The 13,289-nt window shown below is 34.4% G+C and carries 14 protein-coding genes; 13 read left to right on the top strand and 1 reads right to left on the bottom strand.

Annotated elements, in window-relative coordinates; all coding sequences use genetic code 11:
• Positions 1-52: 52 nt before the first annotated feature.
• The gene (locus MKY69_RS10000; protein ID WP_340791766.1) at positions 53-259 is read right to left on the bottom strand and encodes a helix-turn-helix domain-containing protein; all 207 of its coding nucleotides are present in this window, start codon (positions 257-259) and stop codon (positions 53-55) included.
• Between the two features lie 169 nt (positions 260-428).
• Between MKY69_RS10000 and MKY69_RS09995 the strand changes: the two genes are divergently transcribed.
• The 13 genes from MKY69_RS09995 (at position 429) to MKY69_RS09935 (ending at position 13,269) form a co-directional block, all read left to right on the top strand.
• Positions 429-1,115, top strand: a complete 687-nt coding sequence (locus tag MKY69_RS09995) for a helix-turn-helix domain-containing protein (RefSeq protein ID WP_340791763.1) — start codon at positions 429-431, stop codon at positions 1,113-1,115.
• Between the two features lie 85 nt (positions 1,116-1,200).
• Positions 1,201-2,346: a tyrosine-type recombinase/integrase gene (locus tag MKY69_RS09990; RefSeq protein ID WP_340791762.1), complete on the top strand. Its 1,146-nt coding sequence runs from the start codon at positions 1,201-1,203 to the stop codon at positions 2,344-2,346.
• 96 nt (positions 2,347-2,442) lie between these two features.
• Positions 2,443-4,419 (top strand): DNA mismatch repair endonuclease MutL, encoded by a 1,977-nt coding sequence (gene mutL / locus MKY69_RS09985; protein WP_041828658.1) that lies wholly within the window; start codon positions 2,443-2,445, stop codon positions 4,417-4,419.
• 10 nt (positions 4,420-4,429) lie between these two features.
• The gene (locus MKY69_RS09980; RefSeq protein WP_076751987.1) at positions 4,430-5,653 is read left to right on the top strand and encodes an MDR family MFS transporter; all 1,224 of its coding nucleotides are present in this window, start codon (positions 4,430-4,432) and stop codon (positions 5,651-5,653) included.
• Position 5,654: 1 nt separating this feature from the next.
• Positions 5,655-6,248, top strand: coding sequence for a Holliday junction branch migration protein RuvA (gene ruvA / locus MKY69_RS09975; protein WP_003103584.1), 594 nt, complete (start codon positions 5,655-5,657; stop codon positions 6,246-6,248).
• Between the two features lie 3 nt (positions 6,249-6,251).
• Complete coding sequence (locus MKY69_RS09970; RefSeq protein ID WP_340791912.1) at positions 6,252-6,803, top strand: DNA-3-methyladenine glycosylase I; 552 nt, start codon at positions 6,252-6,254, stop codon at positions 6,801-6,803.
• Between the two features lie 388 nt (positions 6,804-7,191).
• On the top strand, positions 7,192-8,463 hold the full coding sequence (locus MKY69_RS09965; protein WP_340791761.1) for a competence/damage-inducible protein A: 1,272 nt from the start codon (positions 7,192-7,194) through the stop codon (positions 8,461-8,463).
• Between the two features lie 79 nt (positions 8,464-8,542).
• Positions 8,543-9,682, top strand: coding sequence for a recombinase RecA (recA, locus tag MKY69_RS09960; protein WP_003102546.1), 1,140 nt, complete (start codon positions 8,543-8,545; stop codon positions 9,680-9,682).
• Between the two features lie 353 nt (positions 9,683-10,035).
• Positions 10,036-10,434 carry a transcriptional regulator Spx gene (gene spx, locus MKY69_RS09955; RefSeq protein ID WP_003104943.1) on the top strand — a complete coding sequence of 133 codons (399 nt, stop codon included), beginning with the start codon at positions 10,036-10,038 and terminating at the stop codon, positions 10,432-10,434.
• A 113-nt stretch (positions 10,435-10,547) separates the two neighbouring features.
• The gene (locus MKY69_RS09950; protein WP_003104158.1) at positions 10,548-10,817 is read left to right on the top strand and encodes an IreB family regulatory phosphoprotein; all 270 of its coding nucleotides are present in this window, start codon (positions 10,548-10,550) and stop codon (positions 10,815-10,817) included.
• Positions 10,814-11,233: a Holliday junction resolvase RuvX gene (gene ruvX / locus MKY69_RS09945; protein ID WP_003105581.1), complete on the top strand. Its 420-nt coding sequence runs from the start codon at positions 10,814-10,816 to the stop codon at positions 11,231-11,233. The genes MKY69_RS09950 and ruvX overlap by 4 nt, the downstream gene beginning before the upstream one ends.
• A gap of 10 nt (positions 11,234-11,243) precedes the next feature.
• The gene (locus MKY69_RS09940; protein ID WP_340791756.1) at positions 11,244-11,561 is read left to right on the top strand and encodes a DUF1292 domain-containing protein; all 318 of its coding nucleotides are present in this window, start codon (positions 11,244-11,246) and stop codon (positions 11,559-11,561) included.
• 148 nt (positions 11,562-11,709) lie between these two features.
• A complete protein-coding gene (locus MKY69_RS09935; protein ID WP_003108934.1) occupies positions 11,710-13,269 on the top strand; it encodes a hypothetical protein in 1,560 nt (519 codons plus the stop codon).
• The last annotated feature ends 20 nt before the right edge of the window (positions 13,270-13,289 follow it).

The following is a 13,289-nucleotide window of genomic DNA, read 5'->3' as shown; positions in this document are numbered from 1 at the left end:
AGCCTTGCTGATTGCCGTCTGCTTAGGCTTTTTTTGGAACATTTTACTTCACTCACTTTTTTGATGGAATGAATTCAACTAATTCCGATAAATTACAATCTAAAAATGTACAAATTTTTATTAATGTAGATAATTTCACATCAGTCTTATCATTCAAAAACTTTGAAATAGTTGATTCTGAAATACCAGTGCATGATGAAATTTTTTTAGAATTATAATTTTTTTTAGCCATCTGCAAGCGCAAATAATTTTTTACCATACGATATATTCCTTTCTTGTTTTGATATAAGTTATAGCGTAATCACGTTAACTTATATTTATGATAACAAAAATATATTATGGTGTCAACAATATTCTTTTTAGTTTAATGTTCCATTTTTTTAGCTGATACGCTATAATAGTAATTAAATAAAATAAGCGAGGAATATATGTTAATTAATAGACTGTCAGTATTACTAGCGGAAAGGTCTTTGAGTGGATCTAGATTTGCGGTAGATACAGGAATTGCCCAATCTACAATTTCAAAGATTACTTCAAACAAATCTAAACAAGTTGATTACTCTACTATCAATACAATATGCAATAACTTAAGAATTACACCAGAGGATTTTTTTGAATATTCTCCTATTGATTTTGAAGTTTCTTGTTTAAAAGACGAAGAATCTGATAAAATTTTTCTTTATTTTAAGGTTTTAAAATACGACATAAAAATCTGTACTCTTGAATTTTCTGGAGATGCTTCTTACTATGTAAATATGGATAAACCTGAATTTTTGGAAGATTTAACAATTGAAAAAATAAAAGATAATTACACTAGTGTTGAAAAAGTACTTGTTGAGTTTTATTTAGTTAATAACGATCAAGAAAAGTGTGACGAATTCTATGGTCTTTCAGCACCTTTTCAAAATATTGTTTTAAATGAAATCAACAATGTTTTAGGTTTGTATATCAAAACAAATTTAACAGAAACATTTAAAGATGAGTTTACTTTTAAAAAAAATTCTACAGTTTCTTCTCAACTTTTAGATTTTGATGTGCATAGTGATAAGCACAGAATAAAATTTGTTTTAAAAACTGATGTCGAAGAGTGGCATCATGGTCCATTACCGTTCTAAGATAATTTTTTCGATTTAACTGTCATTAAACTAAAACCAATCTAACGCCCTGATGCTTGCCTGCTGATGTTAGAAAGGTTTTAATATGAAAATTACAGAATACAAAAAGAAAAACGGTGCAACTGTGTACCGTTCGCAAGTTTATTTAGGTATCGATGTTGTTACTGGTAAAAAAGTAAAAACAAGTGTAAGTGCCAGAACCAAAAAAGAAGTGAAACTTCTTGCCACTCAAAAGAAGTATGATTTTAAACAAAATGGGTCAACCATTTATAAATCAGTAAATATAGATACTTTCGATGAACTAACAGAATTATGGCTAGAGAGCTACAAACTGACCGTTAAGCCACAAAGTTATAAGAACACTATCAGCAAGATAGATTGCCATATACGGCCTTATTTTGGCCATATGAAGCTTAATAAGATTAATGCTAGTATGATTCAAGTTTTTATTAATGATTTATCTAGAAAGCAAGATAGCTTTGTTATGATACGTTCTATAATTAGTAGAATACTTCAGCAAGGCGTCTTGTTAAATTTGATTCCAAGCAATCCTGCAAGAGATATTATTTTGCCAAGAAAACAGAAAACAGAAAATAATAAAGTAAAATTTATTGAAAAGGAAGACTTGAAGAAATTCTTAGATCATATCGAAAAGAAAAGCTATGGTCGATATGGTTTATATTTTGATTACGTTCTATATAATCTCCTATTAGCAACTGGCTTAAGAATTGGTGAAGCTTGTGCATTGGAATGGTCTGATATTGACTTAGAAAATGGTACAATAGCAGTTACAAAAACTTTTAATAAGAGCTTAAAAATAATCAGTACCACAAAAACAAAATCTGGTAATAGAATAATTAGTATCGGAAAAGATACAGTGAATCTTATGAAGCTTTATAAAGCACGACAAAGACAATTATTCAGTGAACTAGGCTCAAATAGTCCTAGAATCGTGTTATCAACACCAACTAAAGAGTATTTCGATAATGCTACTAGACAATGTGCTTTAGATACAATGTGTGGTCAAGCAGGAGTACCTAGATTTACTTTTCATGCTTTCAGACATACTCATGCTAGCTTACTATTGAATGCTGGTATCAGTTATAAAGAATTACAATATAGGTTAGGTCATGCAAATATTTCTATGACTTTAGATATCTATTCTCATTTGTCAAAAGACAAAGAAAAAGAAGCAGTTTCCTACTTCGAAAAAGCCATGAATGGTTTATAAAGTTACAAAAAAAGTGATTAATCGATATTTACACTTAAAAATAAATAGTCATATATGTTGATATATCAGCGTTTAGAGAGGATAAAAACAAAATATATGCAAAAGATTGTAGAATTACCAGAGGTTCTCGCCAATCAGATCGCGGCTGGTGAAGTTATTGAACGGCCAGCAAGTGTTGTGAAAGAATTGGTCGAGAATGCTATTGATGCCAAAAGCAGTCAAATTACAATTGAGATTGAAGAATCAGGGCTTAAATCAATTACTATAACTGATAATGGGGATGGGATGTCAAAAGAAGACTTACCCCTTAGTTTGTTACGTCATGCAACCAGTAAGATAAAAAATCAAAGTGATCTTTTCAGAATTAGAACTTTGGGTTTCCGTGGTGAGGCTTTACCTTCAATTGCTTCTATCAGTTTACTGACAATTAAATCAGCAACAGCTGAAGCAGACTATGGCAATCAACTAATCTCCAAGGGTGGAGAAGTTGAATCAATTGAACCAGTCTCAACGCCAGTTGGAACAAAGATAAAAGTTGAAAATCTCTTTTTCAACACGCCTGCTCGTTTAAAATACATGAAGAGTCTGCAAGCTGAGCTTGCGCATATTGTCGATGTGGTCAATCGTCTTAGCTTAGCTCATCCAGAAGTAGCCTTTACATTGATTTGTGATGGAAGGGAGTTAACTAAGACCTCAGGAACTGCTGATTTAAAACAAGCTATTGCAGGTATCTATGGTATTAACACTGCGAAGAAAATGGTCGAGATTTCAACGGCAGATTTAGACTTTGAGGTTTCGGGCTTTGTTAGTTTACCCGAATTAACAAGGGCAAATCGAAATTACATAACTATTTTAATCAATGGGCGTTATATCAAAAACTTTCTCTTGAACAGGGCAATTTTAGATGGTTATGGATCAAAATTAATGGTTGGACGCTTTCCAATTGTCGTTATTGATATTCAAATCGATCCTTATTTAGCTGATGTAAACGTCCACCCAACTAAACAGGAAGTGCGGATTTCAAAAGAACGTGAATTAATGAGTTTAATTAGTTCAGCAATTTCAGAGAGTCTCCGTTTACAGGATTTGATTCCTGATGCCTTGGAAAATTTAGCCAAGTCAACGACAAGAAACAATAATAAATTTGAACAAACAAGTCTACCTTTACAAGCCAATAAAATTTACTATGATAAAGAAAAAGGTGATTTCTTTACAGTTGATAATAGAAAAGAAGAGCCCTCTAACCAACCTGGTCAAAGTAATATAGTTGACAGCGGTGTAAAGATAGGTGACCAAGTACAGCCTTTAGTTGAAGAGACAAGTCCAACATTCTCTGTCAAGCATGCTAGTCGCACGATAAGTGATGTGGATGATGCCAATCATCCAGATTTGGATTTATCTAATCAGAAAAAATTAACAAAACTGATTGAAAATTTAGAGAACGAAGAAACTTCGGTTTTCCCAGAGTTAGATTACTTTGGGCAAATGCATGGAACATATCTCTTTGCTCAGGGGAATGGTGGATTGTTTATCATTGATCAACACGCTGCTCAAGAGCGTGTTAAATATGAGTATTATCGAGAAAAAATTGGTCAGGTCGACAATAGTTTGCAACAATTATTAGTTCCCTATCTCTTTGAATTTTCTGGGTCAGATTTTATTAATCTGCAAGAAAAGATGGATTTACTAAATCAAGTTGGCATTTATCTAGAAGAATATGGACAAAATACCTTCATTCTCCGCGAACATCCAATTTGGATGAAGGAAAATGAAATTGAATCTGGTGTCTATGAAATGTGTGATATGCTTTTGTTGACAAATAATGTGTCCATTAAAACTTATCGTGCAGAGTTAGCCATCATGATGAGCTGTAAACGATCAATTAAAGCAAATCATAGTCTAGATGACTATTCAGCACGGCAATTACTATTGCAACTGGCACAATGTAAAAATCCATATAACTGTCCACATGGGCGACCTGTCTTGATTAATTTTAGTAAAGCGGATATGGAAAAAATGTTCCGACGGATACAAGAAAATCATACTAGCTTGAGAGATTTAGGAAAATATTAGAAAGAAGACAATGAAAGATTTTTTCAAACTGCCAAAAGATATTCAGATTAGGCAGCTTGTCCGTTTTATCACCATAACCTTGGGTAGCAGCATCTTCCCTTTTATGGCCATGTATTACACGACCTATTTTGGAACCTTCTGGACTGGGCTTTTGATGATGGTGACTAGTTTGACAGGTTTCGTAGGCAGTCTTTATGGCGGACATTTATCTGATGCCATTGGCCGTAAAAAGGTTGTCATTATCGGATCAATTGGTTCAACGATTGGTTGGCTTTTTACAATCATCGCTAATGTACCTGGGCATCCTTTCCCTTGGATCACATTTGTTGGGATCCTATTGGTAGAGCTATCATCTGCCTTTTATGCCCCAGCCTATGAAGCCATGCTTATTGACCTAACTGATGCTAGTAACCGACGTTTTGTCTATACCATAAACTATTGGTTCATTAATATTGCGGTCATGTTTGGAGCCGGAATTTCCGGATTATTCTATGACCACTATTTTTGGGAATTATTGATAGCACTCTTTATTGTTAATTTGGGATGTTTCTTTATTGCCTACTATAAATTTGGAGAGACTAAGCCAGCTGACCAGCAATTTGAGCATCAGACCGGTATTGTTGGGACCTTTAAGAATTATCGACAAGTGCTAGTTGACAAAGCCTTTCTAGTTTTCACCTTAGGGTCAATTCTCTTTTCATGTATCTGGATGCAGATGGATAACTATGTCCCAGTACACCTCAAATTATATTTCCAGCCAACGGCAATTTTTGGCTATACCATTACAAGTGCTAAGATGTTGTCTTTGATGGTTCTGACAAACACTGTCTTAATAGTTACTTTAATGGCCTTTGTTAATAAATTGACAGAAAAATGGGATTTATTACAACAACTAATCATTGGTTCTTTGGTATTTTCGTTTGGCATGTTACTATCATTCTCTTTTAACCAGTTTATTTGGATCTGGATTGCAGTCCTTATTTTTACAGTTGGAGAAATGATAAATGTTCCGGCCAATCAAGTCCTACGGGCAGAAATGATGGACCAGTCGAAAATTGGTTCTTATACAGGATTTATCTCGATGGCTCAACCATTAGGGGCTATTTTAGCTGCTTTTACAGTTTCCATCAGTCACTTTACGGGTCGTTTAGGGGTCCAAATTGCGTTTATTATTATTGCCACTTTAGGACTTTACTTAATTGTCCTCTCAGCCAAAATGAAGAAAAAGGTTTAACATGTTTGATTATATAAAAGGTCAATTAACTAAAATTACTGCTAAATATATTGTGGTCGAAGCTAATGGTTTAGGCTATATTATCTATGTTGCTAATCCTTATAGTTTTTCTGACAGTGTCAATCAACAGGTCACTATTTATTTACACCAAGTTATTCGTGAGGACGCTCACCTCTTATTTGGTTTTCATACAGAAGAGGAAAAAGATGTCTTCTTGAAACTCATCTCAGTTTCTGGAATTGGTCCTATGACTGCGCTTGCGATTGTCGCCGTCGACGATAATGAAGGCTTAGTCATGGCCATTGACAACAGTGATATCAAGTACTTAATGAAATTCCCTAAAATTGGTAAGAAAACAGCTCAACAAATGATTTTAGACTTAGCTGGTAAGTTTGTTGAGGCACCTAAAGATAGTGCCCCAACAAGTAAAGCAAACGCGGGTGGCAATCTACAACTCGATGAAGCTATTGAAGCACTACTTGCACTGGGCTACAAAGCAACAGAATTGAAGAAAATTCGAGCTTTCTTTGAAGGAACAGATGAAACAGCTGAGCAGTATATTAAATCAGCTCTTAAAATGTTGATGAAAGGTTAAATGATGAAACGGTGTTCTTGGGTACCTCTAGATAACCCCCTCTACTGTAATTACCACGACCTGGAATGGGGGAAACCTCTTCATAATGACCAAGCTCTTTTTGAGCTCCTTTGTTTAGAGTCCTATCAGTCAGGCCTCTCTTGGCTGACTGTTTTAAGGAAAAGGCCGGCCTTCAATGCTGTTTTCCATAACTATGACATTGATTATGTCGCTCAGTTTAGTCAAGCGGAAATGGCTTCCGCTTTGCAGAATCCACAAATTATCCGCCATAGGTTGAAACTGTCAGCAACTGTCAACAATGCTCAGGCGGTGCAAAAAGTTCAAGCTGAATTTGGAAGTTTTGATGCCTATCTTTGGAGCTTTGTTGGTGGAAATCCAATTGACAACCTCGTCAACCAAGAGCACACAGTTCCAACTCAAACTGACTTATCAGTGAAATTAGCAAAGGATTTTAAAAAACGAGGCTTTAAATTTTTAGGCCCAACAACAATCTACTCCTTTATGCAAGCTTCAGGCATGGTCAATGATCATGAAAGTACTTGCCATTTTAAATAATTAATATGTTATATGTCCAGCATTACAGGCTAACTATAAGAAGACATATGACTTTTTTTGTGACAGAGATGTTCTTGATTTTGAAAATAGGATAGGATATAGTATAGGTGCAGACTCGGATTTTCTGAATTATAGTTATTTAAATCATTTAGGAACAATTGTCATCTCATAAATTTCGTTTTTTAGGTAAAAATTGGTATGTCTTTTCGAATGATAAAGTGAGGTGAAGTAGTTATCTCATTCAAAAAGAAAGAACTGATACCAATGTACTAAGACTGACATTGTAGACTTGTCAGTAAGAGAAAAGAAAAATCCTTATTTTATTCGTGAAATAAAGATTATTTTGATAAAATGTAGAAATATATCGGATAAGTAAGTAGGGGGCAAAATGAAAGCTGAATTAATCGCAGTCGGAACAGAAATCTTGACCGGTCAAATAGTTAATACGAACGCACAGTTTTTATCAGAAAAAATGGCAGAGATTGGAGTTGATGTCTATTATCATACAGCAGTAGGCGATAATGAAATCAGATTATTAAATATCCTTGAAGTTGCAAGTAAACGTAGTGATTTAGTGATATTATGTGGCGGTTTGGGACCTACTGAGGATGATTTTACTAAACAAACGCTAGCTAAGTTTTTAGGTCTGTCATTGGTCTTTGACAGAGAAGCTAGTCAAAAACTGGACCAATTTTTTTCCTCTCGGTCTGAGAGTTCTAGAACTCCAAATAATGAGAGGCAAGCACAGTTGATTGAAGGGTCCAAACCTATTCAAAACATTACAGGTCTAGCTGTTGGTGGTTTAATCGAAAAAGCTGGTGTAACTTATGTCGTCTTACCTGGACCGCCTAGTGAATTGAAACCAATGGTTAATCAGTATCTACTACCACTGTTGCTGAATGAGGAAACTAAACTCTACTCTCGTGTTTTACGTTTTTTTGGAATTGGAGAAAGCCAATTAGTTACTATTTTAGCTGATCTTATTGCAAATCAATCAGACCCAACAATTGCTCCCTATGCCAAAATCGGCGAGGTAACATTGCGCTTGTCAACTAAGTCTGATTCTCAAGAGCTAGCTTATCAAAAATTGGATCAATTAGAAAGTCAGATTAAGGCCATTTCAACTATAGATGGACAATTATTAGGAGACTTATTATATGGATATGGTGAGGATAATAGCCTGGCGCGTGAGACTTTCCAGTTGTTAAAAAAAGCAGATAAGACAATTACAGCTGCAGAAAGTTTAACAGCAGGGCTATTCCAATCTAAAATTGCTGATTTTCCAGGGTCATCCAGTATTTTTAACGGTGGATTTGTTACCTATAGTATCGAAGAAAAGGCAAAAATGTTAGAGATTCCATTTGCTGATTTACAACGAAAAGGTGTTGTTAGTGATTATACTGCTAAACAAATGGCTAATCAAGCACGACTCTTAACTGAAAGTGATATTGGTGTTAGCTTAACTGGCGTTGCTGGTCCGGATTTCTTGGAAGGACAACAAGCAGGAACAGTTTTTATTGGTATTTCGACAAAAGAAAAAGTAGAATCATATAAGGTACTAATTGGCGGCAGGAGTCGCTCAGATGTCAGATATATAGCTTGCTTACATGCCTTCAACCTAGTCCGAAAAACTTTATTAAATACCCAAAATTTGTTATAATGTAATACGTATGGAGTAATAGTCTTTAGATAAAAATCATGTCTTGGTTTTAAATTACTTCCAAAAAGAGGAGAATGAATTGGCAAAAAAAGTTAAAAAAACAGAAGAAATCACAAAAAAATTTGGTGATGATCGTCGTAAAGCGCTTGATGATGCTTTAAAAAATATTGAGAAAGACTTTGGTAAAGGTGCAGTAATGCGTCTTGGCGAACGTGCCGAACAAAAAGTTCAAGTCATGAGTTCAGGAAGTCTTGCATTGGATATTGCCCTAGGTGCTGGTGGTTACCCTAAAGGTCGTATTATTGAAATCTACGGACCAGAATCATCTGGTAAAACAACTGTTGCTCTACACGCAGTGGCACAAGCACAAAAAGAAGGTGGAATTGCTGCCTTTATCGATGCTGAGCATGCCTTGGATCCTGCTTATGCAGCATCTCTAGGTGTTAATATTGATGAATTGCTATTATCACAACCAGACTCTGGTGAACAAGGACTTGAAATTGCTGGTAAATTAATTGATTCTGGTGCTGTTGACTTAGTAGTTATCGACTCAGTAGCAGCTTTAGTTCCACGTGCAGAAATTGATGGAGACATTGGTGATAGTCACGTTGGTCTACAAGCACGTATGATGAGTCAAGCAATGCGTAAATTGTCTGCATCAATTAATAAAACCAAAACAATTGCTATTTTCATCAACCAATTACGTGAAAAAGTTGGAGTTATGTTTGGTAATCCAGAAACAACTCCTGGTGGACGTGCTTTGAAATTTTATGCATCTGTTCGTTTAGATGTTCGTGGGAATACTCAAATTAAAGGTACTGGTGATCAAAAAGACAGTAGTATCGGTAAAGAAACAAAAATTAAAGTTGTTAAAAATAAAATTGCACCACCATTTAAAGTGGCAGAAGTTGAAATCATGTATGGTGAAGGTATTTCTCGTACAGGAGAATTAGTAAAAATCGCCTCTGATTTAGACATTATCCAGAAAGCTGGCGCATGGTTCTCATATAATGGTGAGAAAATTGGACAAGGGTCTGAAAATGCTAAGAAATTCTTAGCTGATCATCCTGAAATCTTTGATGAAATTGACCATAAAGTACGTGTACAAGTTGGTTTAATTGCAGATGACCAAGCAGAAGAAGCACCAGAAAAACAAGAAGAAGTAGAATCAGATAACCTAGTCCTTGATTTGGATAACGGTATTGAAATTGAAGATTAAAAAAAAGACCCAGTGGGTCTTTTTTTCACGATCTTAGAAACAAGAGAGTGAGTATAGAGTTCCGTTGGGTTATTATTTTAAGAAGAAATTTATCGTTTTGACATTCAAAAACCTGTTTATATGACAAAAAAATTTGTTTTTACAAAAAAAGACAACATTATTTTAAGCAAATATGGTCAGTTTACATAATCTCTGCGGACGCCGATATATCAGTGTTTTGAAGAGTTTGCAGAGAACTACAAATTTATAAAATCGCTTAAAAATTATCAAAAATAGGTCCGAAGACCTATGTCCCTAAAAATGTTCTATGCTACAATATATACATATCACGAAATAGAAAGTGAGACAACAACATGATTAAAATTTATACGATTTCAAGTTGTACGAGCTGCAAAAAGGCTAAAACATGGTTAAATGGTCACAAGCTCCCTTATAAAGAACAAAACTTAGGTAAAGAACCACTAACAAAAGAAGAAATTATTGCCATTCTTTCTAAAACAGAAAATGGTGTTGAAAGTATTGTATCATCCAAAAATCGTTATGCTAAAGCTTTAAACTGCAATATCGATGAACTCAGTGTCAGTGAAGTGATTGATTTAATTCAGGACAATCCTCGTATTCTTAAAAGTCCGATATTAATTGATGACAAACGCCTTCAAGTTGGTTACAAGGAAGATGATATTCGTGCTTTCTTACCTCGTTCAATCCGTAATATTGAAAATACCGAAGCCCGTTTGCGCGCGGCATTATAAAAAGCTCAAATTTATTTGGGCTTTTTATAATGTCTTAATTAGTATTCTTGTTAATTCATTCTAAATTATGCTATAATAAAGCATAGCACTAAAGTTAGAAAGAAGGTGTAAGTATGGGATTTACAGATGAAACAGTTCGCTTTAAATTAGATGATGGTGATAAAAAGGAAATTAGTGAAACCCTTACTGCGGTTTACCATTCCCTTGAGGAAAAAGGTTATAACCCAATAAATCAAATTGTAGGTTATGTATTAAGTGGCGACCCAGCTTATGTTCCTCGTTACAACGATGCTAGAAATCAAATCCGTAAATATGAACGTGATGAGATTGTAGAAGAACTTGTACGCTATTATTTGCAAGGAAATGGAATTGATTTTAAATGAGAATAATGGGACTGGATGTTGGTTCAAAAACTGTTGGCGTAGCCATTAGTGATCCACTTGGTTTTACTGCTCAAGGACTTGAAATTATCAAAATTGATGAAGATAAGAAAGAGTTTGGTTTAGCTAGACTTGAAGAATTAGTAAATCAGTATAAAGTTGATAAGTTTGTAGTTGGTTTACCAAAGAATATGAACAATTCAAGTGGTCCGCGAGTTGAGGCAAGTCAGGCATATGGAAACCTTATTCAAGAACAGTTCAATATTCCTGTTGAATATCAGGATGAACGTTTGACGACTGTACAAGCAGAGCGTATGTTAATTGAACAAGCAGATATTAGTCGTGGGAAGCGAAAAAAAGTCATTGATAAATTAGCCGCCCAATTAATTTTACAAAATTATTTAGATAGAATCTATTAAGGAGAAAAGTATGGCACAAAATCATGAACATGATCACGATCATGACCACGAACGTGAAGTAATTACATTAGTTGATGAACAAGGAAATGAATCCTTATTCGATATCTTGTTAACAATTGATGGACGTGAAGAATTCGGTAAAAACTATGTATTATTAGTACCTGCTGGGTCTGAAGAAGATGAAGCTGGCGAAATTGAAATTCAAGCTTATTCATTTACAGAAAATGAAGATGGTACAGAAGGAGATTTACAACCAATCCCTGAAGATTCAGATGCTGAATGGGATATGATTGAAGAAGTCTTCAATAGCTTTTTAGACGAAGAATAAAAAATCAGATATAAGAAGAGTAGCTAGTGGCTATTCTTTTTTATTTATGCAAAAAACGAATGAAATAATTGGGATAAAAGAATTTGGATATTTAACTCTAGGTTAGATTTTGTTATACTGTTTGTATGACATTTCAAGGAGAAGTTGCGTGAGCCAAATTAGAACAGATAATAACAATGGATTAGGGAATAATTATGCCTATGATGGGTCAACCCTCCATACTACTAAATATGAAACAAAAGTACCGAGTTTACATAAATTTCATATTTTTTTCTATAGCATCATTGTGGCCTTACTCAGTGTAGCAACGCCTTTTTTGACAGAATTTGCGAATAATTTGCAATCACAAAATCTCTATGTTGGAATGATGTTGACAAAAGGACAAATTCCTTATAGTGACATTTTTACCACTGGTGGGATGCTCTATTTTGTGATGATTGCCTTAAGCTACTTTTTAGGATCAACGATTTGGCTAGTATTAGTAGAAGTATTGTGCTTTTACCTAGCTGGGGTTTATTTTTATAAATTAGTTAATTATTTTGCTAGTAGCCAAAAGATTGCAGCAACATTTACATTCCTCTTTTTTGTGATGAATCTTGTATTTGGTTTTGGAGGACTTTATCCAATCCAGTTTGCAATGCCATTAATCTTAGTATCTTTATGGAATTTAACAAAATACTTTGCAGGATTGATTAAAGATGAAGCCTTTATTTTATTAGGAATAGCTGGTGCTATGGCCATGTTAATTGAACCAAAGACACTGGTCTATTTTGTCCTATCAAGTATTGCAGTTATTGTCTTTAATAGTAAGAACAGACATTTGGCAAGAGGTTTTTACCAATTACTAGCAGCCCTTTTTGGAATGCTGCTTATCTTTTATATTGCCGGCTATTTTATCTTAAATCTGCAAATTCTCGGCCCATATTTTAAACAAGCATTTGTCTATCAATTTACTAACTTTAATCTTGGTACCTATCCACTAGTGATAGGAATCCTTGTCCAATTTGCTATTTGTTTGGCATCGGGACTCTTATTTGGTCCTATCTATTTCATGAAAAAACATAAGAGTGACGCAGATGCGATGGTTAAATGGGTCATTTTAGCCTCGATCTTGATTTATTTGCTAATGGCTGTGCTATCTGGTGATGTCATTGCCTACCACCAATTATTCTTATTACCATTTGGTTTAATTCTGACGGCAGTGCCGATTGCACATCAATTTAATATCTCATTGAATCAAGGGAATCATCGCAGAAGCCGTGGTAAAAAAGGAATGGGACCAGTATTACAATTTTACTTTACAAAGTGTCTTTACTTGCCAATATTGCTCTTAGTTGGACTTTTGACTTTCCAATATATGACAATTTCTAAAGAAATAACTGCCAATAAAGAACGTCATCAGATTGTTCAAACTCTGAAGAAAAAAATCCAACCAGGTCAAGCTATTTATGTTTGGGATACAAATTCAATCATTTATCAGCAAACAGTTGCAAAATCAGCATCACATTTTGCTTCCCCTGTAATAAATACTAATAATCTGAAAAATAAACAGATGCTTTATGATGAATTATTACAGAACAAAGCAAAATACATAATTGTCAATAAAAAGTTAAAAGTTCCTGAAAAAGTAAAAAAAATTCTCAGAAAAAATCTGAAATTAGATGAAAAGGTTAATCTATCAGGCTTTGCAATCTACAAAAAGAAATAGCCAATATCAATATCTTGTGT

This window comes from Streptococcus sp. FSL R7-0212 (assembly GCF_038007985.1).
Classification (GTDB): Bacteria; Bacillota; Bacilli; order Lactobacillales; family Streptococcaceae; genus Streptococcus; species Streptococcus parauberis.
This window is presented reverse-complemented; position numbering and strand designations above follow the sequence as displayed.

What these genes read in the sequence shown, in the direction of transcription:
- MKY69_RS09940 (WP_340791756.1), top strand. Translation starts at nt 11,244, where the DNA reads ATGGCACAAAATCATGAACATGATCACGATCATGACCACGAACGTGAA.
- spx (WP_003104943.1), top strand. Translation starts at nt 10,036, where the DNA reads ATGATTAAAATTTATACGATTTCAAGTTGTACGAGCTGCAAAAAGGCT.
- ruvA (WP_003103584.1), top strand. Translation starts at nt 5,655, where the DNA reads ATGTTTGATTATATAAAAGGTCAATTAACTAAAATTACTGCTAAATAT.
- MKY69_RS09995 (WP_340791763.1), top strand. Translation starts at nt 429, where the DNA reads ATGTTAATTAATAGACTGTCAGTATTACTAGCGGAAAGGTCTTTGAGT.
- MKY69_RS09965 (WP_340791761.1), top strand. Translation starts at nt 7,192, where the DNA reads ATGAAAGCTGAATTAATCGCAGTCGGAACAGAAATCTTGACCGGTCAA.
- MKY69_RS09980 (WP_076751987.1), top strand. Translation starts at nt 4,430, where the DNA reads ATGAAAGATTTTTTCAAACTGCCAAAAGATATTCAGATTAGGCAGCTT.
- MKY69_RS09970 (WP_340791912.1), top strand. Translation starts at nt 6,252, where the DNA reads ATGAAACGGTGTTCTTGGGTACCTCTAGATAACCCCCTCTACTGTAAT.
- mutL (WP_041828658.1), top strand. Translation starts at nt 2,443, where the DNA reads ATGCAAAAGATTGTAGAATTACCAGAGGTTCTCGCCAATCAGATCGCG.
- MKY69_RS10000 (WP_340791766.1), bottom strand. Translation starts at nt 259, where the DNA reads ATGGTAAAAAATTATTTGCGCTTGCAGATGGCTAAAAAAAATTATAAT.
- MKY69_RS09990 (WP_340791762.1), top strand. Translation starts at nt 1,201, where the DNA reads ATGAAAATTACAGAATACAAAAAGAAAAACGGTGCAACTGTGTACCGT.
- MKY69_RS09950 (WP_003104158.1), top strand. Translation starts at nt 10,548, where the DNA reads ATGGGATTTACAGATGAAACAGTTCGCTTTAAATTAGATGATGGTGAT.
- ruvX (WP_003105581.1), top strand. Translation starts at nt 10,814, where the DNA reads ATGAGAATAATGGGACTGGATGTTGGTTCAAAAACTGTTGGCGTAGCC.